19 protein-coding genes are annotated in these 17,674 nt (G+C 63.0%); 7 read left to right on the forward strand and 12 right to left on the reverse strand.

The window, feature by feature from the left end; translation table 11 throughout:
- Window positions 1-14: 14 nt before the first annotated feature.
- From OIT41_RS19070 to OIT41_RS19080, 3 genes are all read right to left on the reverse strand, one after another.
- A complete protein-coding gene (locus OIT41_RS19070) occupies window positions 15-995 on the reverse strand; it encodes an alpha-ketoacid dehydrogenase subunit beta (RefSeq protein WP_241709737.1) in 981 nt (326 codons plus the stop codon).
- Window positions 995-2,203 carry a pyruvate dehydrogenase (acetyl-transferring) E1 component subunit alpha gene (gene pdhA / locus OIT41_RS19075; protein WP_241709738.1) on the reverse strand — a complete coding sequence of 403 codons (1,209 nt, stop codon included), beginning with the start codon at window positions 2,201-2,203 and terminating at the stop codon, window positions 995-997. The genes OIT41_RS19070 and pdhA overlap by 1 nt, the downstream gene beginning before the upstream one ends.
- A 144-nt stretch (window positions 2,204-2,347) precedes the next feature.
- Complete coding sequence (locus OIT41_RS19080) at window positions 2,348-3,466, reverse strand: histidinol-phosphate transaminase (protein ID WP_241709739.1); 1,119 nt, start codon at window positions 3,464-3,466, stop codon at window positions 2,348-2,350.
- A 90-nt stretch (window positions 3,467-3,556) separates the two neighbouring features.
- On the opposite strand from OIT41_RS19080, the gene OIT41_RS19085 reads away from it, so the two are divergent.
- Complete coding sequence (locus OIT41_RS19085; protein ID WP_241709740.1) at window positions 3,557-3,985, forward strand: phage holin family protein; 429 nt, start codon at window positions 3,557-3,559, stop codon at window positions 3,983-3,985.
- Window positions 3,986-4,017: 32 nt separating this feature from the next.
- On the opposite strand, the gene OIT41_RS19090 is transcribed toward OIT41_RS19085, so the two are convergent.
- Together OIT41_RS19090 and OIT41_RS19095 are read right to left on the reverse strand one after the other, a co-directional pair.
- Window positions 4,018-5,388 carry a hypothetical protein gene (locus OIT41_RS19090; RefSeq protein ID WP_241709741.1) on the reverse strand — a complete coding sequence of 457 codons (1,371 nt, stop codon included), beginning with the start codon at window positions 5,386-5,388 and terminating at the stop codon, window positions 4,018-4,020.
- Window positions 5,388-5,696 carry a hypothetical protein gene (locus tag OIT41_RS19095; protein WP_241709742.1) on the reverse strand — a complete coding sequence of 103 codons (309 nt, stop codon included), beginning with the start codon at window positions 5,694-5,696 and terminating at the stop codon, window positions 5,388-5,390. Before OIT41_RS19095 ends, OIT41_RS19090 begins: the two co-directional genes overlap by 1 nt.
- 192 nt (window positions 5,697-5,888) lie before the next feature.
- On the opposite strand from OIT41_RS19095, the gene purB reads away from it, so the two are divergent.
- The 3 genes from purB to OIT41_RS19110 all read left to right on the forward strand — a co-directional run bounded on the left by purB (window position 5,889) and on the right by OIT41_RS19110 (window position 8,668).
- Window positions 5,889-7,331, forward strand: coding sequence for an adenylosuccinate lyase (gene purB / locus OIT41_RS19100; protein WP_241709743.1), 1,443 nt, complete (start codon window positions 5,889-5,891; stop codon window positions 7,329-7,331).
- Between the two features lie 50 nt (window positions 7,332-7,381).
- Window positions 7,382-8,041, forward strand: coding sequence for a histidine phosphatase family protein (locus tag OIT41_RS19105; RefSeq protein WP_241709744.1), 660 nt, complete (start codon window positions 7,382-7,384; stop codon window positions 8,039-8,041).
- 123 nt (window positions 8,042-8,164) lie between these two features.
- A complete protein-coding gene (locus OIT41_RS19110; RefSeq protein ID WP_241709745.1) occupies window positions 8,165-8,668 on the forward strand; it encodes a GNAT family N-acetyltransferase in 504 nt (167 codons plus the stop codon).
- A gap of 47 nt (window positions 8,669-8,715) precedes the next feature.
- Here OIT41_RS19110 and OIT41_RS19115 read toward each other — a convergent pair whose 3' ends face one another.
- A complete protein-coding gene (locus OIT41_RS19115) occupies window positions 8,716-9,609 on the reverse strand; it encodes a cytochrome c oxidase assembly protein (protein ID WP_241709746.1) in 894 nt (297 codons plus the stop codon).
- Window positions 9,610-9,835: 226 nt separating this feature from the next.
- On the opposite strand from OIT41_RS19115, the gene OIT41_RS19120 reads away from it, so the two are divergent.
- Window positions 9,836-10,270 carry an acyl-CoA thioesterase gene (locus tag OIT41_RS19120; protein ID WP_078107214.1) on the forward strand — a complete coding sequence of 145 codons (435 nt, stop codon included), beginning with the start codon at window positions 9,836-9,838 and terminating at the stop codon, window positions 10,268-10,270.
- A gap of 40 nt (window positions 10,271-10,310) precedes the next feature.
- On the opposite strand, the gene OIT41_RS19125 is transcribed toward OIT41_RS19120, so the two are convergent.
- From OIT41_RS19125 to OIT41_RS19145, 5 genes are read right to left on the reverse strand one after another with little or no spacing between them, the layout of a single operon-like run.
- A complete protein-coding gene (locus OIT41_RS19125; RefSeq protein WP_078107213.1) occupies window positions 10,311-11,060 on the reverse strand; it encodes an SDR family oxidoreductase in 750 nt (249 codons plus the stop codon).
- A 57-nt stretch (window positions 11,061-11,117) separates the two neighbouring features.
- Complete coding sequence (locus OIT41_RS19130) at window positions 11,118-12,458, reverse strand: MFS transporter (protein WP_241709747.1); 1,341 nt, start codon at window positions 12,456-12,458, stop codon at window positions 11,118-11,120.
- Window positions 12,459-12,515: 57 nt separating this feature from the next.
- Window positions 12,516-13,529 (reverse strand): biotin-dependent carboxyltransferase family protein, encoded by a 1,014-nt coding sequence (locus OIT41_RS19135; protein WP_241709748.1) that lies wholly within the window; start codon window positions 13,527-13,529, stop codon window positions 12,516-12,518.
- Complete coding sequence (locus OIT41_RS19140) at window positions 13,526-14,248, reverse strand: 5-oxoprolinase subunit B family protein (protein WP_241709749.1); 723 nt, start codon at window positions 14,246-14,248, stop codon at window positions 13,526-13,528. Before OIT41_RS19140 ends, OIT41_RS19135 begins: the two co-directional genes overlap by 4 nt.
- 1 nt (window position 14,249) lies before the next feature.
- Window positions 14,250-15,038 carry a LamB/YcsF family protein gene (locus OIT41_RS19145; protein ID WP_264637091.1) on the reverse strand — a complete coding sequence of 263 codons (789 nt, stop codon included), beginning with the start codon at window positions 15,036-15,038 and terminating at the stop codon, window positions 14,250-14,252.
- Between the two features lie 537 nt (window positions 15,039-15,575).
- Between OIT41_RS19145 and OIT41_RS19150 the strand changes: the two genes are divergently transcribed.
- Together OIT41_RS19150 and OIT41_RS19155 are read left to right on the forward strand one after the other, a co-directional pair.
- Entirely contained in the window at window positions 15,576-16,508 is a 933-nt protein-coding gene (locus tag OIT41_RS19150) for a LysR substrate-binding domain-containing protein (protein WP_241709751.1), read from the forward strand.
- Between the two features lie 134 nt (window positions 16,509-16,642).
- Window positions 16,643-16,864, forward strand: a complete 222-nt coding sequence (locus OIT41_RS19155) for a hypothetical protein (protein WP_241709752.1) — start codon at window positions 16,643-16,645, stop codon at window positions 16,862-16,864.
- A gap of 112 nt (window positions 16,865-16,976) precedes the next feature.
- Here OIT41_RS19155 and OIT41_RS19160 read toward each other — a convergent pair whose 3' ends face one another.
- Entirely contained in the window at window positions 16,977-17,651 is a 675-nt protein-coding gene (locus OIT41_RS19160; RefSeq protein WP_059388748.1) for a 4-carboxy-4-hydroxy-2-oxoadipate aldolase/oxaloacetate decarboxylase, read from the reverse strand.
- Window positions 17,652-17,674 lie beyond the last annotated feature (23 nt).

The raw sequence follows: 17,674 nt of genomic DNA on the forward strand, positions 1-17,674 counted from the left end.
GCAATCAGGGGCGGCTAGTAGGCCAGGGAACGGTCCAGGGCTTCGAGGATCTTGTCGATGTCCGGCAAGTAGTCCTCTTCCACCTTCGCCACGGGATACGGCATGTGGAAACCGCCCACACGGATGACCGGAGCCTCCAGGTGCAGGAAGGCGCGCTCACTGATCCTCGCAGCGATCTCGCCACCGATTCCCCCGAACGTCGGGGCTTCGTGCGCCACGATCAGACGGCCGGTCTTCTTGACCGAAGCGGTGACGGTGTCGAAGTCGATGGGGGAAATCGAGCGTAGGTCGATCACCTCGATGCTGCGCCCGTCCTCTTCCGCGGCCGCCGCGGCGGCCAGCGCCACCGGTACCAGCGGCCCGTAAGCCACGATCGTTGCGTCGGAACCTTCGCGGAGGACGTGCGCCTTGAACGGGTCCGACGCCGGTCCCGGGTTTTCGGTGTCCACCTCGCCCTTGAGCCAGTAGCGGCGCTTGGGCTCGAAGAAGATGACCGGGTCCGTGCAATCAACGGCCTGCTGGATCATCCAGAAGGCGTCGTGGGCATTGGACGGAGTGATGATGCGGAGGCCGGCAGTGTGGGCGAACAGCGCTTCCGGCGATTCCGAGTGATGCTCGATCGAGCCGATCCCGCCACCGTAGGGAATGCGGATGACCACGGGAACAGTCAGCTTGCCGCCGCTGCGCGAGTGCATCTTGGCCAGTTGCGTGGTGATCTGGTTGAAGCCCGGGAACACAAAGCCATCGAACTGGATTTCGCAAACGGGACGGTAGCCGCGCAAGGCCAGGCCGATGGCCGTGCCGACGATGCCGGACTCGGCGAGCGGAGTATCCACAACCCGGTCCGCGCCGAACTCCTTGATCAGTCCGTCGGTCACGCGATAGACCCCACCCAGCGGCCCGATGTCTTCGCCCATGAGCAAGGACTTCGGGTTATTGGTGAGCGACGCGCGCAGGCCTTCATTGATGGCCTTGGCAATGGTCATGGTGGTCATCAGTTGCCCGCCCCTTCTTCCTCGTCGCCTTCGAATCCGGCGGAGTATTCCTCGAACCAAGCAAGTTCCTCGGCTACCAGGGGGTGCGGCTCGGCATAGACCCCGGCGAATGACTCGCGGAAGTGGGGGCCCTGGAGATTTTGGGTGGTGCTACGGACATGGGCAGCGAGTTCATCGCCGTCAGCCCTGACTTGCTCAAAGAAAGCTTCGTCGGCCAGGCCCTCGTTGCGAAGGTATTTCTCCAGGCGATCCAAAGGATCCTTGCCCCGCCAGGCGGTTTCTTCGGCGGATTCGCGGTACTTCGTGGGGTCGTCCGCCGTGGTGTGCGCGCCAACACGGTACGTATAGGCCTCAATGAGCACCGGACCGCGGCCTTCGCGGGCGTGTTCAAGCGCCCACTCCGTGACTGCGTGGACTGCGATGACGTCGTTGCCGTCCACTCGGATGCCCGGGAAGCCGTATCCCTTGGCCCGGTTGAACAGGGGGACCTTTGTCTGGACCTCGGTGGGGACTGAGATGGCCCAGTGGTTGTTCTGGCAGAAGAACACCACGGGAGCGTTGTAGGACGCCGCGAAGACCATGGATTCATGGACGTCGCCCTCGGAACTGGCGCCGTCGCCGAAGTAGGCCACAACGGCAGCCTTCGGCTCGTTGGAACCATTGGCTTCCGCGAGTTTCTGGTCGCGCTGGATTCCCATGGCGTACCCAACGGAATGCAGGGTCTGCGCCGCAAGCACGAGGGTATAGAGGTGGAAGTTGTTCTCGGTGGGATCCCAGCCACCATTCGAAATTCCGCGGAACAGCTTCAGGAGCTCCGCCAGATCCACATCCCGGGTCAGTGCAACGCCATGTTCCCGGTAGGTGGGGAAGATGTAGTCCTGCCGCTGAGTGGCGCGTCCGGATCCGATCTGGGCGGCTTCCTGGCCCGTCAGGGGAACCCAAAGGGCCAACTCACCTTGACGCTGGAGGGCCGTGGCCTCCTGGTCGAAGCGGCGCACCTTGGCCATGTCGGCGTAGAAGCCCCGGAGTTGCTCAGGATCAAGGCGCTTGGCGTAGTCCGAGAAGACCGGATCCGTACCTAGCTTGCCGTCCGGCCCGAGCAGCTGGATCATCTCGGCAGCGGGATCGCTTGAAGCGCCTCCCACGGGAGACTGCCGATCGAGTCCCGTTCCGTTGATCCCGGGGGTGGGCAATTGAGTTGCGCCCATTCCGTCTCCTTGCCTGCCGCAGCCCGATGCTGAGCAATATTCGCTGATATATGCCGATTCCGGAATGCATTCCGGAATCGGCATATCTTGGCTTTCGTCCCTTACTTTATCCGCAGTAAGGGACGCAGGGGCATTTGTTAACCGCTAGGAAGGCTGCGGCGCTTTTGTATAGGACGCACAGAGTTCCAGGAATCGGGTATTGGCCTCGACTTCTCCGATGCTGACCCGGACGCCCTCGTTGCCGAAGGCCCGCACGGACAATGCCCGTTCGCCTGCCAGTCCGGCAAATTCGGCACTATTCTCTCCAAGGTTCAGCCACACGAAGTTCCCTTGAGCCTCGGGCACGAACCATCCCAGCTCCCGGAGTCCTGCGGTCACCCGGTCCCGCTCATCGACCAGGCTTTGTACCCTTTCAACAACTTGGTCGAAATACTCCAACGAAGTAATGGCGGCGCGTTCGGCGATCTGCGAGACGGCAAACGGCGTTGCCGTGACGCGCAGGTACTGGGTGAGATCCGGGCCGGAAATGCTGTAGCCAACGCGCAGCCCCGCAAGGCCATGCGCCTTGGAGAAGGTGCGGAGGACCACGACGTTGGGGTACTTGCGGTACAGCTTGATGCCGTCCACGGCGTTCTCGTTCCGGACGAACTCCTGATATGCCTCGTCGATGACAACCACGACGCCCTCCGGCACTGACTGGATGAACCGTTCGGTTTCCTCGGCGGTGAGGATGGGACCCGTGGGGTTGTTCGGCGTGCAGAGCAAAATCACCTTGGTACGGACGGTGACAGCGGCCGCCATGGCCTCGAGGTCGTGGCGGCCGTCGGAAAGCAATGGAATCTGGACGCTCTCAGCCCCTGCCAGCCCTACGCTGATCGGGTAGGCCTCGAACGAGCGCCACGCATAGATGACCTCATCTGATTTGCCGTCGTGGTTCTGCCCGGCAAAGGTGGAAAGGATCTGGTTCAGGGCTCCGAGGCTTCCGGCACCTGTGACGACGTCGTCAGCGGGGACACCCAGGAAGTCGGCGAGCGCCGTGCGCAGCTTGGTGGACAGCGGGTCCGGGTATCGGTTGATGTCCGACTGGTCAGCAATCGCCTCGAGCACAGCGGGAATCGGGGGTAGCGGGTTTTCATTGGATGACAGTTTGTAACTGGTCAGGCCATCGATCGCTACGGGAGGCTTGCCTGCAGCATATTTGGGGAGCCTGTCCACAACCGGGCGGGGACGCACGCCCTCCGGTGCGTTGTCAGAAGAATTCATGGCACCAGCCTACTTGCAGGCCTCCGGGCCATGCTGGGAAGCTCTCCGGCCGGCGCATGCGAAGGCCGGCGCATGTGAAAGCATGGGCGTATGGGTTCATTCATTGTGCGTGTCCTGATCAACGGGCTGGCCCTCTGGGTTGCCAGCTGGATTCTGCCCGGGTTCAATATCTCGACCTCTGCAACTACCAACGCCGTAAGCAACGCGGGGGTCACCCAGGGCGGCGACACCGTGGGCGTGGTACTTGCCTATCTCTTCATAGGGCTCATTTTCGGGATCGTCAATGCCTTGGTCCGGCCTTTGGTCCGGCTGCTCTCCCTCCCGATCACTACCCTCACCCTCGGGCTCTTCACGATTGTCATCAACGCGGCCATGCTGTCCCTGACGGCGTGGCTCAGCAGCTACACGCCGGTACACCTGACCATCGACCGTTTCTTCTGGACAGCGGTTCTCGCCGCGATCATCATCAGCCTGATCTCCATGGTGGCCAGTTGGATTCCGGGCGGTAGCAGGCGGTAAGGCGCCCGAGGCGAGCAAGCACGGCCACTTCCTCATCGCCCTCCCCGCGGGGCCGTCGTCGCTTCGCGGCTCAGCTTGAACCGGCTCACCTTGGCCACTCCGCCAACGCCAAGTATCCCGCCCAGAGTGGCGGTGGAGGCCGCGAGTGACGGATCGGAACTGAGCTGCACCTGTTTTGCCCCTTCCTCGTAGCGTGAGAGCTTGTGCGCCGGGCCGATACCCTGGTCTTCGCCGGGTGCCAGGCTCACCGGATTGGTCATGGTCACCGTGACCCGGTCTTTGGTATCCGGATTCGCTTTGCCGTCCGCCCCGGGAACCCAATCCTGTTGGTGCTCGAGGTGCAGGCTCCCGATCCCGGCCTGAGGGGTGATCCCGCCAACGGGTGATCCGGCGGTCACCACGAACTTGAGGTCAAACTCGGCGAGGAAGGCTTTGTCCTGACTCAGGTTCATGGCATGGATTCCGCCTTGGCTGTGGCCCACTGCCACCACCGTTTCGCCGGCTGCGGCTCCTGCCTCGAGCAAGGCCTGGCGGATGGCCTTGCTGGTTTCCGCCGAGTTGTAGCCGAGCGCTTCTGCGATCCCGGCCTCGTCCAATGGATTGTTGCCTCCGGGCGGATTGCCCGGCTGGGTGCCCGGAATCAAGACCACCCATGCCTTGCCTTCGCCCTTATCTATCCGCACCACTTCTATTTCGCCTTCTGAAGTGGCACTGACGTGATCCAGTTCCCGGAGCATTCCTGCTGCGGACAGGTCCACGCTCTTGGTGGTGGTCTCTGTCTGGCTGACTGAAATGGGACGAGGCCTGAGGAAAGACAATGCGGGGGCCGCCGCGATTGCCCTCAAGACGGCGCCGACATCAGTGGGCCCGACGATCGCCCCTGCAAGGTTGGCCGCTGCCGGGGGTAGCCCCATCATCTGCTCCAATATCCGGCTCAGATCGCGGACAGCTCCTTCTGTTGCGTCCCTCAGGCCAAGGTCCAAGGCATTTAGGCCGGTCCCGAGGATCGGCACCCCCATGCCCATTCGCAGCCTGATCGCAGCGTGTGATTCAGCAAACCCGTATTCACGGTGGCTTGCCCTGACACCTTTGCCGATCCGCTGAAGCTGTTCGCGGACCCGCCCAATCTCCCGGCCACTCTCCCCGACCGCGATGATTGCGCTGCTCCCGCTCGCGTACGACGATTCCTGGTGTGGGAAGAGGGCCACTTTGACCGCTTCAGCTTCCACTTCAATCGCCTGCAGTTGGAGCACGAGCCCGTCCAGCGCGGCTGCGCCGGCGAGCAGCTCTTCAAATTGGAAGCGGATTCCGCCCACTCCGCCGCGTATCCGCAAGCTGCCATCCGGCTCGGGTGTTCGAGGCTGGGGAGTTCCGCCCGCGCCGACGGGAGCAACCTCGGCCATCAGAGGCCCGGCTGGAGTTTCGACGCCACATTCCGGGAATGGCGGAGGGTCACCGCAGCGGCCTCGCGCAAGGCGTCACGCCCCCTTCGAAGGGATGCGGCCTGTAATGCCAGCGTGGTCCGATAGGCGCGGCCGGCCGGCGACTCCCATTGCTCGAGTTGCAACTGAGCCAGCCTTGCAAGGGCTGCGTCGGCTTGGTCCGCGCAAACGCTCATCCGCCATCCGAGCTTCTGGATTTCCGCGCCTCGTGAAATACATTGCGGCGAATCCAGATCCGTTCCCCCGGCCGCCATAAGAATGCCGCTCAAGATGTTGCCCTCCTCTGTGTCCATTGATGTTGTGGCATTGACGCTACGTTGCGCTCCGGTGGCACGGAACCGATGTTGTCGGCTATGTGGATAACCTGCCGGAAACGCCGGGGTGAAGGGGAAGTCAAAGTGTTTTGCACATAGAGAAGTCCGGCTTAATGGCGTGAGCCGAGTTCATGAAAGAATTGCCTCATGCCTGAAACCGTCGCCGCCGCTGTTACCCGTACGCCCTCTGGACGCGTTGCTCTCGCCGCGTCGCCGGAGCCGATCGCACTGGGCCCCCTGGACGGCCGGTACCAGTCCGCCGTCGCTCCCTTGGTCGACTACTTGTCCGAGGCCGCGCTCAACCGCGACCGCGTGGCCGTCGAGGTCGAGTGGCTCATCCACTTGACCAGCAACAACGTACTTCCAGGCGCCGGTCCCTTGACCGCCGAACAGCAGGAGAAGCTGCGCGCCATCGTCACCGAGTTCGATGCCGCTTCGGTCACGGAACTCGCTGACATCGAAGCCGTCACGGTCCACGACGTCAAGGCCGTTGAGTACTACATCGGTCGCCGCCTCCCCGCGATCGGCATCGAGAACCTCACCGCGATGGTGCACTTCGGCTGCACGTCGGAAGACATCAACAACCTTTCATACGCCTTGGGCGTCAAGGGTGCCGTAGAAGATGTCTGGCTCCCTGCCGCAAGGGCCTTGGTGAAGCAGATCGAAGCGATGGCCGAGGAGAACCGCGCCGTCCCGATGCTTTCCCGCACGCACGGCCAGCCGGCAACTCCCACCACCCTCGGCAAGGAATTGGCAGTCATCACGCACCGCCTGAGCCGCCAGCTGGACCGCGTTTCCAAGACCCAGTACTTGGGCAAGATCAACGGCGCTACCGGCACGTATGCCGCACACGTCGCTTCCGTTCCCGGCGCCGATTGGCAGGCCGTATCCCGTTCCTTCGTCGAAGGCCTCGGACTCACGTGGAACCCGCTGACCACCCAGATCGAAAGCCACGACTGGCAGGCCGAACTCTACGCGGACGTCGCCCGCTTCAACCGCATCCTGCACAACGTCTGCACGGACATCTGGAGCTACATCTCCATTGGCTACTTCCGCCAGATCCCTGTCGCCGGCGCCACCGGTTCCTCTACCATGCCGCACAAGGTCAACCCGATCCGCTTCGAAAACGCCGAGGCCAACCTGGAGATTTCCAACGGACTGCTGGACACGCTGGGCGCCACGCTGGTCACCTCCCGTTGGCAGCGGGACCTCACCGACTCTTCCTCGCAGCGCAACATCGGCGTCGCATTCGGGCACTCGCTCCTTGCAATCTCGAATGTCGCCAAGGGGCTGAAGGCCCTTGACGTCGCCGAGGAGGTATTGGCAGCCGATCTCGACACCAATTGGGAAGTCCTGGGCGAAGCGATCCAGATGGTCATGCGCGCCGAAGCCATCGCCGGCGTCGAAGGCATGGAGAACCCGTACGAGCGGCTCAAGGATCTCACCCGCGGCCAGCGCGTCGATGCCGTCCGCATGCAGGAATTCGTCTCGGGACTGGGCCTGTCTCCCGATGCCGAGGCACGCCTCCTGGCACTTACTCCAGGCAAGTACACCGGCATCGCGGATCAGTTGGTGGACCACCTGAAGTAGAGGCAACATGGACCCTGCGTTTCCGAATCGATGTAAGGAACTGTGTCAGCATGAGGCTCTTGCTTATCCGTCACGGGCAAACCCCCGGAAACGTCCTGGGCCAGTTGGACACGGCGTTTCCCGGTCCGGGACTGACTGATCTCGGCGAACGTCAGGCCGCCGCGCTCCCCGCGTCACTTGCGAACGAGGACATCACGGCCATCTATGCATCCACGCTGGTCCGCACCCAGCTGACGGCCGCCCCGCTCGCAAAAGCCCTCGGGCTCGAGGCCACCGTACTGCACGGCCTGCAGGAGATTGAGGCCGGGGCTTTGGAGAAGCTCACCGACCACGAATCGCACCACCGGTACATGAGCACTGTTTTCGCCTGGACCGACGGTGAACTGGATGTCCGCATGCCGGGAGCCGGTGACGGACACGAGTTCTTCGCCCGCTACGACGCCGCCATTGCCAAGGTGGCAGCGGCAGGCGACCAGACCGCCGTCGTGGTCAGCCATGGTGCCGCGATCCGCTGCTGGGCAGGCCGCCGTGCCGCGGATGTCGGCCGCGAGTTCGCCGCCACCCACCAGCTGCAGAACACCGGAATCGTGGTGCTCGAGGGCGACCCGGAGACCGGCTGGCGCCTGCTGCACTGGGATCAAAGCCCGGTCGGCGGGCTTGCCTTTGCCGACCAGACGGTCGAGGACCCGACCGGCGACGCCGTCGAATGACGGCTGCCTAGGGCCGACCCCAACACCGGGTATTTCTCCGGACGCTTACGCGGAGGAAACACCACGGTAACCCCCGCTTCTTAGGCTTGATTTGCATAACCCCCTCCGGCGAAAGAGGTTCCGATGCAGACCAATCCGCGGCTCAACATCAGACAGGTCACGTGGGCCAATCCGGTGGGTGCAGATCTCCGCGCGGCGCAACAAGCGGAATTGGACGCACGTTTCGGCAATTCAGACCACGAGCCCGGGCCCGCGCCGTCGGAAGCTGACACGGCGGTCTTCGTCGTCGCGTACGAAAAGTGCTCGGGCCAGCCTTTGGGCTGCGGAGGGCTCCGGATTCTGGACGCCGAAACCGCGGAAATCAAGCGGCTATACGTCGTCCCGTACGCCCGGGGCTCAGGAGTGGCCAGTTCCATCCTCGCTGCGCTTGAGGCGCAGGCACATGCCCACGGTTTCAGCGTGATCACTGCGGAAGCCGGGTCGGCCCAATCGGACGGTCGCAGCTTCTACGAGAGCGCCGGCTTCTCGGCCATACCCAATTTCGGGCCCTACATTGGTGTCAGCCACTCGCAGTGCTACGCCAAGCCGATCGATTCGCACAGCGCATCGCACACGGCGATGGCCTAGCGGACAGGCCCGCACCGGGCCGCCCTCTGGATGCAACCGTCACCGGATCAATCCAGGCTGCGTCCGCCCTGTCCCAGGTGAGCTCGATTCATGGCTTCGATTTCTTCATCGCTCAGGTCGTCGAAGCTCTTGGCCTCGTGTTTGTCGCTCCGGGAGAACCGGACGAACATCAGGATGATGAGGGGCAGATCCACGGTCTCAGCCAGGAACCACATCAAGTCTCCGGCGAGTTGCTGGTCGCGCAACGGTGAGGGGAACCAGGCTGGCTGATTGCCCAAAACCGACGTGGCGCCGTCGAGGATTCCCGGACTGAGCCGCATCAGGACCCCGGGCACTGCGTCGGCGAGCAGCTCAATGAATACAAAAATGAATTCGACCACAATGAGCGATCCGGTGCGTCCTGCGCCGTCTTCCATGATCGGCACGGTCATGAGGAGTCCCATGACGGGCACCAGCAGGGTCAGGATGACGTCGGCGGCGGGGTTGGTCCGGAGCACGTAGAAGAACGGGGTCAGGAAAAGCGTGAACATGGCGAGGCCCAGAAGCGCCGCCACGAGCGTGTTGCTGAGCATGCGGACAAGCCGGTGCCGCAGGACGGCTTCCAGCCTTGCCGCCCCCACGGGGCCAAGGGTCTGCCGTGCAAGTGTTAGCGGCTTGCCCAGGCCGATCAACAGCGGAACCACAAAGAGATAGGACGTCACTTTGAGGGTGAAGGCCCACCGCAGATCGTGGCTGTAGGTTCCCGGGAATCCGAAGCTCAGTGCCGCGAAACTGCCCAGGCCGAGGACGAAGAAGGCAAACGAGTTCCACAGGGGCCAGCGGATATCCCGGCGCTTGGCGCCCATCAGGCCCTTTAAATACAGGGCGACCGCGGCTACAAGAATGACCAGGGCGGGCCAGTTCATTGACCACGCGCCCAGCACGGCATCCAGCGGTGGCATGGTCAGCGGCCCCTGCCGGAAGGCAGGGCGCTCAGCCCGGCGCTACGGTGGGTTTTGTCGATCTTCATGGTGTTCCTCCAGCGCATTCCCGGTGTGCCGCATGGTGCGCGAATCGGCGTTTCGTGTTGTGCCCTGAACCGGGTGCACCGTATCCATGTTACGGAGTCCCGCCCAGCATGGCACGCCGCAGGAGACGCGGGCGCCTGGCCTCCGCTAATCTCGCATTATGGAAAAGGCTGACATCACGTTCCGGACCCGCAAGTGGATACGTCCGGAGGACCTCAACGCCAACGGCACGCTGTTCGGTGGAAGCCTGTTGAAATGGATCGACGAGGAAGCGGCAATCTACGCCATCCTCCAACTTGGAAACGGTCGGGCCGTCACCAAGTACATCTCCGAAATCAACTTCGTCAGCTCGGCCGTCCAAGGCGATCTGGTGGAAATGGGCCTCACGGCTGTCCGTTTCGGCCGGACGTCACTGACCATGCGTGCGGAAGTGCGCAACATGATCACCCGCGACAGCATCCTGACCATCGAGGAGATCGTGTTCGTCAACCTCGGGCACGACGGCCGGCCGGAACCGCACGGCTACACGGAAATCACCTACGACCGCGACCGCATCCCCACGCACCACTTGACGCAAGCGCTCCAAGAGGACTGAGCTGGCGGCCGCGAGATTCGCGGCCGCCAGCTTGTTGCGGTCAGCGCCTGTCGAAGGTGAGGCCACCCGGGACCTGGAACGTCGGCATGAGTTCCAGCATGCCCACATTGACGTGGCGCGGGGTTTCGATGGCGTAGTCGAGCGCGTTGACGATGTCGTCAGTGGTCAGCGACTCGTAGCCCTCGTAGTACGTCTTCCATGCTTCTTCCATGGCTTCGGGCGTGCCGCCCATGTTCCGGCCGAAGATCTCGGTTTCCACCCGGCCCGGGCAGATCTCCGTCACGCGGATGCGCTTGCCGACGGTGTCGTTCCGGAGCTGGCGGGAGATCTGGTGCACGGCGGCCTTCGTGGCGTGGTACACCGTGTGGCCGTAGAAGTTGTAGACGCCTGCGATCGAGCTGATGTTGATGATGTGGCCAAGGTCGCGCTCCACCATGCCCGGCAGGACCAGCCGCGTGAGCTGGAGCAGGCCTCGAAGGTTGACGTCAATGAGCTCGTCGATGTCCTGTTCGGACGAGTCCAGGAGGTTGCCGGGCCGGGAAACTCCGGCGCAGTTGACCAGGACATCGACCTTCAGCTCGCTCACGACGGCGGTCAGGGCCGCCGTGTCGGTCAGGTCCACAACGTGCGGGATGGCACCCGTACGATCGGCGAGTTCGCTGAGGCGTTCCTCGTTGCGGGCAACTGCGTGAACAGTCAGGCCCCTCTTGGCCAGCCGCTCGGTGATCGCGGCACCCATACCGGTTGACGCTCCGGTGACGAGGGCGGTGTTGTAGTCGGAAAAAGACATCTGTTCTCCAAAAGGTGGGACTGGAAGGCACAAGCTGTGCCCGGAGGTCAGCGGCGACTAAGCGTCGCGCAGGGGTTCGTGTGCCCGGTCCTTGACCGTGCTCACGGCTGCAAGCGTGCCGAGGGCCGTGATGACCGCGTAGAAGGCCGGCATGTAGATGTTGCCAGTGCTGCTGATAAGCCAGGTCATCAGCAACGGAGCAGTTCCACCGAAGAGCGCGGAGGAAATGTTGTAGCCGAGGCCGTAGGCGGAGTACCGAACCCGGGTGGGGAACAGCTCAACGATCAGGATGTGGATGACGGCCGTGTGGCCCGCGAAGACGATGGCCATGATGGAGGCACCAAGGATGGCCAGGCCCATGTTGCCCGTTGCGATGAGGGCGTAGGACGGGATGCCCAGGATGGTCATGGCGATGGCGGAGCCGGCGATGACCTTCTTGCGGCCGATGCGGTCGGAGAGGGCGCCCATGAAAGGAATGGCGATGCAGATGACAACCAGGCTGCAGGCGGTGATGAACAGCGCCTCGCCGATGGTGAAGTTGAGCTGCTTGCCCTTGAGGAACGTGGGCATGTAAGAGAACAGGACGTAGTAGCCGGAGCCGTTCATGAGCGGGATGAAGAGGGCCAGAACCATGGCCCGGCGGTGCTCAGCGGACTGGAAGGCTTCCTTGAGCGGGTTCTTGGACAGGCCGCCCTCTTCCTTGAGCTTTGTGAAGTTGGGGGTGTCCGCGATGGCCTTGCGGATGTACCAACCGATGATGCCCATGGGAATGGCGACCAGGAACGGAATGCGCCATGCGAAGGAGCCGAAGCCACCGCCGTCGATCGCCGACTGGGTGAGCCAAGGAGACATGGAGAACGCCACGAGGGTGCCGGTGAGCAGTGCTGCGAACGACGCGATCTGTGCGTAGGAGGTGATGATGCCGCGCTTGCCTTCGGGGGCGTGTTCAGCGAGGAAGGTCATGGCGCCGGCGGCCTCGCCACCGACTGAGAAGCCTTGCAGGAGCCGCAGCAGGACCAGCAGGATGGGAGCTGCGATGCCGATGGCCGCGTAGGTGGGCAGGATTCCGATACCTGCGGTGGCGACGCTGATCAGCAGAATGACGAAGACCAGTAGCTTTTGCCGGCCGATCCGGTCACCCAAGTAGCCACAAACAACTGCGCCAAGGGGCCGGACGAAGAACGAGACTGCGTAGCCGGCGAACACGAACAACAGGGCGTTGTCCGGGTTGCCCGGGGCAAGGAACACCAAGGCAAGCGTTCCGGCCATGAAGGCGAAGATGCCGTTGTCATAGAGTTCCACGAAGATGCCAACGCAGCCTGCGGTGACAACCTTGCGCGTTTGACGGCCTGTGAGCCGTTCATGCTGCACTTGCGCAGCGTTGGTGTTTGCGGTCATGACATTTCCTTCTTGATGTTGAGCGTAGCAACGCCTATTGGTTTTGACGACAGGTTTTTAGCTGCATGCCGCAACCGGGAGGTCCTGCCACTGGGGTCGGCATCCAATGCCAAGTAGTCCGAAGACTGTGTTGACGGATTCGCGGAGGGTTTCAAGCTGCGCCCGCGAACGCCGGTGGGCGGAAGTTGCCTCCGCCACTGTTGTTTTCCTGAAGTGGACCTTGTCGCCCGGGCGGGCTTGCGCAAGGACGTCCAGGCCATTACTGGTAACCACTGCGAGGACTGGATAGCCGGCAGTGACGCCGCGTCCCCGATGCAGCACCAGCAACTCTTCCCGGGAAGGAACTTCGACGGCGCCTACCGGGACGCCGCGCGAAAGCACTTCACCGCTTGAGGTTCTTTCGGGGAGTTCGCCGCCGAGCCTCAGGCCGATGTGATTGCTCCGACCACTCACGGCGTATTCCGAGGTGAAGAGCAGCTCGGCGGAACCGCCGAATTCGGCGACATCCGGCCCATCAGTCACATCGACCATCAGTTGCTGCCCCATGCTCGGCCGTTCCAGGCCAAGCCGGAAGAGCGGAAGGTCGAAGTACGGTTGGCGAACAGGGCCCACGCTGCGGCGGGTCAGGAGTGTGGTTCCTTCCTTGAGCTGCAGGCCGAAGCCCACAACGGTGTCCGGAGCACAACTGCCCAACAGCATCGGCGCCTCCACGGAGCCGTGGATGGCCAGGTAGGCACGAAGGCCCCGGTTGATTCCCCGGATGGCCACCGTCTCGCCCGCGCGGACCGAAACCGGTTCCCACTGGGTGCAAGGACGCCCTCCGACGGTGAGCGTCAGCGGAGCGCCAGTGACTGCGATGAGGATGTCCGAGTTCGCTTTCATCCTGAAGTCGAGGGCCGTGATCTCCACCAGGGGATCGTTGTCCAGGTTGCCGGCCAGGATGTTGGCGGCCCGGGCCGAGTACTGGTCCAGGGCCCCGTTCACGGGAAGTCCGAAGCGCGGTCCACGGAACCGGCCAAGGTCTGTGACCACGGCGTTCCCGGGTTGCTGGATGAAAATGTGCCCGCTCATGGCCTTGGTTCCAGTTCCTGGCCGACGTAAGAGTCGAACTCTCCGGCCTCGATACTGCGGAAACGGAGAATGTCGCCTGGCTTGTAAGGCACCAGTGGTTCGCGGCGAATATTAAGGACGGTCAAGGGAGTCTGACCGATCACGCACCAGCCACCGGGCGCTGACGCTGGTGCGATGACGGCTTGGCGTCCGGCCACAGCCACGGCTCCTGCCGGGACGCTGAGCCGGGGATCCTTGAGGCGCGGCACGGGCTTCGGGAACGCGGGGCCATCCATCATCGGCGAGCCGGCCGGCGCGCCGAGGCAGCGGACGGTGTAGGTCTTTTCAGTGTGGAGCCGGATGACTTCTTCGGTGGAGATGCCCTGATAAGCGGCGACATTCTCCAGGTCGGGGCCGAATTCGCCGCCGTACACCACGGGAACATCAAACGCACGGGGTGCCGCTGCGCTGCCGTCTGACCGGCCCATTTCGAGGAGTCCCAGCTTCACGAACGCGCGCACCTGACGGGCAGACACCAGCACAGGGTCGAATTCCACGAGCACGGAGTCGTAGGTGGGTACCGCGCCGTGAAGTCCCTCGGCACCGCAGCTTTCCAGCCAGTCGGCAAGACGGTGGACCGTGAGCCAGTTGTCCTCGCTTGCTTCGGCAAGTGCGACGACGCGCAATGCGGAGTCTCCGGATTCGTAGATCTCGGTGGGAGCCGCCGTGAGAACGGACATGTCAGGCCGCCTTCCTCTTGGCATCCACGACTTCGGTCAACGGGGCGATGCGCACGCCTGCCGAAATGAGCTCCGAGCGGATGAGCCGGGCGAGCCCGACGGCGCCGGGGTTGTCTCCGTGAAGCAGGACAGTGTCCGTGGAGATGTCGATGTCAGTGCCGTTCGCGCACCGGATCTTTCCTTCGCACACCATGCGCACGGTCCGCTCGACAATGGCCGAGGGGTCGTGCAGCACGGCGCCGGGCTGGCTGCGCGGGACCAGCGTCCCGTCTTCCTGGTAGGCGCGATCAACGATGCCCACGATGGCCACGTCGAGGCCGGCGGAACGTGCGGCCTTGGCCAACTCGCCCTCCTGCGCGACCACGATGAGTTCGTTGTCCACGCGGGCGGCCGCTTCGGCCACGGCCGCAGCGTAGTCCTCACGGACGGCGACGAGATTTCCCAGCCGGCCGTGCGGCGCAAGGTGGGTCACCTTGGTTCCATGGAAGGCGGCGAAGCCATTCAGGGCTCCCAACTGGTAGAGCACGTCCGCACGCACCTCGTTGGCAGTCAGGCCCATGTCCCGGCGCCCGAAACCACGCAGGTCGGGGAAGCTCGGATGGGCTCCGATACCCACTCCACGGCGAACGCATTCAGCGACGGTGGCGTCCATGATGTCGGGATCGCCCGCGTGGAACCCGCAAGCGATATTGGCGCTTGAAACGATCTCCAGAAGATCGGTGTCGCTGCCTATGGTGTAGGCACCGAATCCCTCTCCAAGATCCGCTACAAGATCAATTATCGGATTCACGTGGTTCTCTTTCCGTGGTTCTGCATTGGGCCGGTAATTCCATACGAGCGGGTGGAATATCGGAAGAATTGAGCTGCCCGCCCGATTGGAAGTGTTTAGCTGAAATTCTTCAATCAGAGGTACTGCGGTAATTCTTTGGTGATAGAAGTCTCGCACCCAAGAAGTTCGGGCACAAAGACCTATTCGCTATCACGGGATAGCCTCCGGTTATGACCTACGGCACACCTGTCGCCGGCAGGGACCGCTTGCCGCCGCGGGCGGTGGGCGATATGCCCGAAAGTCTCATAGGGTGCTCTTTACGTGACGATCGATTTGCGGGGCAGCGCGCCAAGTGCGTCTATATTTGGGTATCGGGACAATTCGGTTGATGGGGAGTCAACGAACTGCCAAGTAATGCTTGGGGAACGCCACCATGGGGATGTGGGTCTCAAATTTAGTAGCTGAGAGACAGGTCACACAAAGACGGATTGTGTGTCCCTACATAGAATTTCCTTATGGCATCCTGGCCCCAATGAGGGCTTGGAGGAAGGCAGACCCATGGACACGCGGAAGCTCTCGTATTTTGTAAAGATCGTCGATTCGGGGAGCATCACCAAGGCGGCCGCTGCGCTCCATGTCGCCCAGCCTGCCCTCAGCCAGCAGGTGTCGGCGCTGGAAAGCGATTTGAAGCAGCGACTCCTGATCCGCAGTAAGCAAGGAGTCGAGCCAACCGCCGCGGGACACACCCTCTATCGCCACGCCCAGACCATCCTGCGGCTCGTGGAACAAGCCAGGCTGGACGTGGCGGCATCCGGGGCGGCGCCGTCGGGCAGGGTGTCCATCGCTATCGCGCCGTACAGCATGGCTTCCAGCCTGACACCGCAGATCATCCGCGAGGTCGGCCGGCGATACCCGGACATCGTGGTCCACCTGACCGAGATCTTCGGCGGGGTGCTGAGCGAGGCAATCAAGAACGGCCGCCTCGACATGGCCCTGATCTACGAGCCGGGCAAGATCCGTGGAGTGCAGTTCACCACCATGATTGTGGAAGACCTGCACCTGGTGACCCATGAAGACGTCGATGTGGCGCAGGGACGCTCTACTGTCACTCTTGAAGAAGCCAGCACCCTTGGACTATTCCTCCCCGAAAAGAACCACACCTTGCGCCAGATCATCGAGAAGGGTCTGGCCGATCAAGGCTTGCCGCTGCGGCTCGTAGGAGAAGTGGAGTCGGTTCCCTCCCTGGTCCGGCTCATCCGCGCAAACCTCGGGGCCACCGTGCTTCCCAAATCCGCCGCTGATGCGCTCTTCCCCGAGGAGAACTTCAAGGTCCTGCGGATCGTCGAACCGGCCCTGCAGAGCAAGATTGCCCTGTGCACCCCCGACCATGAGCCGCTGTCCGAAGCCGCCTCTGCCGTGCTCATCCTGGTCAAGGAGATGCTGCAGCAGCAGCTGATCAACAAGTACGCGGCCGATCCATCCGGGGCTTGATCCATCCATAACATTGCCTTATCCGGACAGACATCTTTGGTCTTATTCACGGGCATTTTTATTTCCTAATATCGAATTAGCAAGCAATTCGAAAGCGGTTCGCGGATTCCGTGAGCCCAATCAAAGGAACAGCGGTGAAAAAGATCAGCCAGACCCGGTGGGCTTCGAATCCAACCCTCGGAACGATCAGCGCACGGACCGGATTCCACTGCCCAAGGAATGGTTTCTGGCGTCCCTTGGGCGGGGTGGGCGAACCCCTCTTCGTCTTCGAAGGAAGCCTCATGCCGGCTCACGCCGGACACAGCATCGAGTGGCACCTGGTCGACGCCCGGCCAGGACACCCCGGACTGGACTGACCCGGCTTTCCACCCAAGGCGCCTTGCCCCAGGCAGGGCGCCTTCTGCGTGCCCGGAATCGGGCACGCAAATGGCCGGCCACCGCATCCGGTGACCGGCCTGAGCGTGCCAATCAGTCTTCGACCAGGAGCCCCTTTGCCTTCAGCTTTTCCGTCAGCCCGCACAACTCAATGGTGGTGCCTCCGGCGTGGTAGGCCTTGATGAGCTCGCGTTCGGCGTCGTCCCGGGCCTGGGAGAGCGCGATGACCTCCTCGGCTTCCTCACGGCGCACCACTACGACGCCGTCAGCGTCACCGCGGAGGATGTCGCCCGGGTAGATGATTTCATCACCGAAAACGAGGGGGTGGTTGATCGGCCCAAGGGTTTCCTTGACCGTGCCTTTGATGCAGACGCTGCCTGAGAACACCGGGAGGCCCAGTTCGATGAGGTCCTGGGTGTCACGCACACCGGAATCCGTCACCATGGCCGCGATCCCCTTGGCCTTCATGGCGTTGCCCAAGACGTCGCCGAAGGTTCCGGCGTCGGAGAATTCCTGCGCACCGACCAGGACCACATCGCCGGCCTGGGCGTAGTGGATGGCGACCTGCAGCATGAGGTTGTCCTGCGGTGCGCAGGCCACGGTCACGGCCGGCCCGCAGAAGGACATGGAGCGGTCGATCGGCTTGATCTTCGAGCTCAAGGCGCCGCGGCGGCCCTGGGCTTCGTGGATGGTCGCGGAGGAGAACGCCGCGAGGCGGCTGACGACGTCGGCGTCCGGCCTCTGGAACTTTGTCTTGACGTGGATCATTTCCTGAATCTTTCTCTTGGCTG

Origin of the sequence: Arthrobacter sp. YA7-1 (assembly GCF_025960325.1) — a bacterium.
In the GTDB taxonomy this organism is placed as follows: domain Bacteria; phylum Actinomycetota; class Actinomycetes; order Actinomycetales; family Micrococcaceae; genus Arthrobacter; species Arthrobacter bambusae_A.

Coding starts and splice junctions, on each gene's coding strand:
- OIT41_RS19070 (WP_241709737.1), bottom strand. CDS start 995: ATGACCACCATGACCATTGCCAAGGCCATCAATGAAGGCCTGCGCGCG.
- pdhA (WP_241709738.1), bottom strand. CDS start 2,203: ATGGGCGCAACTCAATTGCCCACCCCCGGGATCAACGGAACGGGACTC.
- OIT41_RS19080 (WP_241709739.1), bottom strand. CDS start 3,466: ATGAATTCTTCTGACAACGCACCGGAGGGCGTGCGTCCCCGCCCGGTT.
- OIT41_RS19085 (WP_241709740.1), top strand. CDS start 3,557: ATGGGTTCATTCATTGTGCGTGTCCTGATCAACGGGCTGGCCCTCTGG.
- OIT41_RS19090 (WP_241709741.1), bottom strand. CDS start 5,388: ATGGCCGAGGTTGCTCCCGTCGGCGCGGGCGGAACTCCCCAGCCTCGA.
- purB (WP_241709743.1), top strand. CDS start 5,889: ATGCCTGAAACCGTCGCCGCCGCTGTTACCCGTACGCCCTCTGGACGC.
- OIT41_RS19105 (WP_241709744.1), top strand. CDS start 7,382: ATGAGGCTCTTGCTTATCCGTCACGGGCAAACCCCCGGAAACGTCCTG.
- OIT41_RS19110 (WP_241709745.1), top strand. CDS start 8,165: ATGCAGACCAATCCGCGGCTCAACATCAGACAGGTCACGTGGGCCAAT.
- OIT41_RS19115 (WP_241709746.1), bottom strand. CDS start 9,609: ATGCCACCGCTGGATGCCGTGCTGGGCGCGTGGTCAATGAACTGGCCC.
- OIT41_RS19120 (WP_078107214.1), top strand. CDS start 9,836: ATGGAAAAGGCTGACATCACGTTCCGGACCCGCAAGTGGATACGTCCG.
- OIT41_RS19125 (WP_078107213.1), bottom strand. CDS start 11,060: ATGTCTTTTTCCGACTACAACACCGCCCTCGTCACCGGAGCGTCAACC.
- OIT41_RS19130 (WP_241709747.1), bottom strand. CDS start 12,458: ATGACCGCAAACACCAACGCTGCGCAAGTGCAGCATGAACGGCTCACA.
- OIT41_RS19135 (WP_241709748.1), bottom strand. CDS start 13,529: ATGAGCGGGCACATTTTCATCCAGCAACCCGGGAACGCCGTGGTCACA.
- OIT41_RS19140 (WP_241709749.1), bottom strand. CDS start 14,248: ATGTCCGTTCTCACGGCGGCTCCCACCGAGATCTACGAATCCGGAGAC.
- OIT41_RS19150 (WP_241709751.1), top strand. CDS start 15,576: ATGGACACGCGGAAGCTCTCGTATTTTGTAAAGATCGTCGATTCGGGG.
- OIT41_RS19160 (WP_059388748.1), bottom strand. CDS start 17,651: ATGATCCACGTCAAGACAAAGTTCCAGAGGCCGGACGCCGACGTCGTC.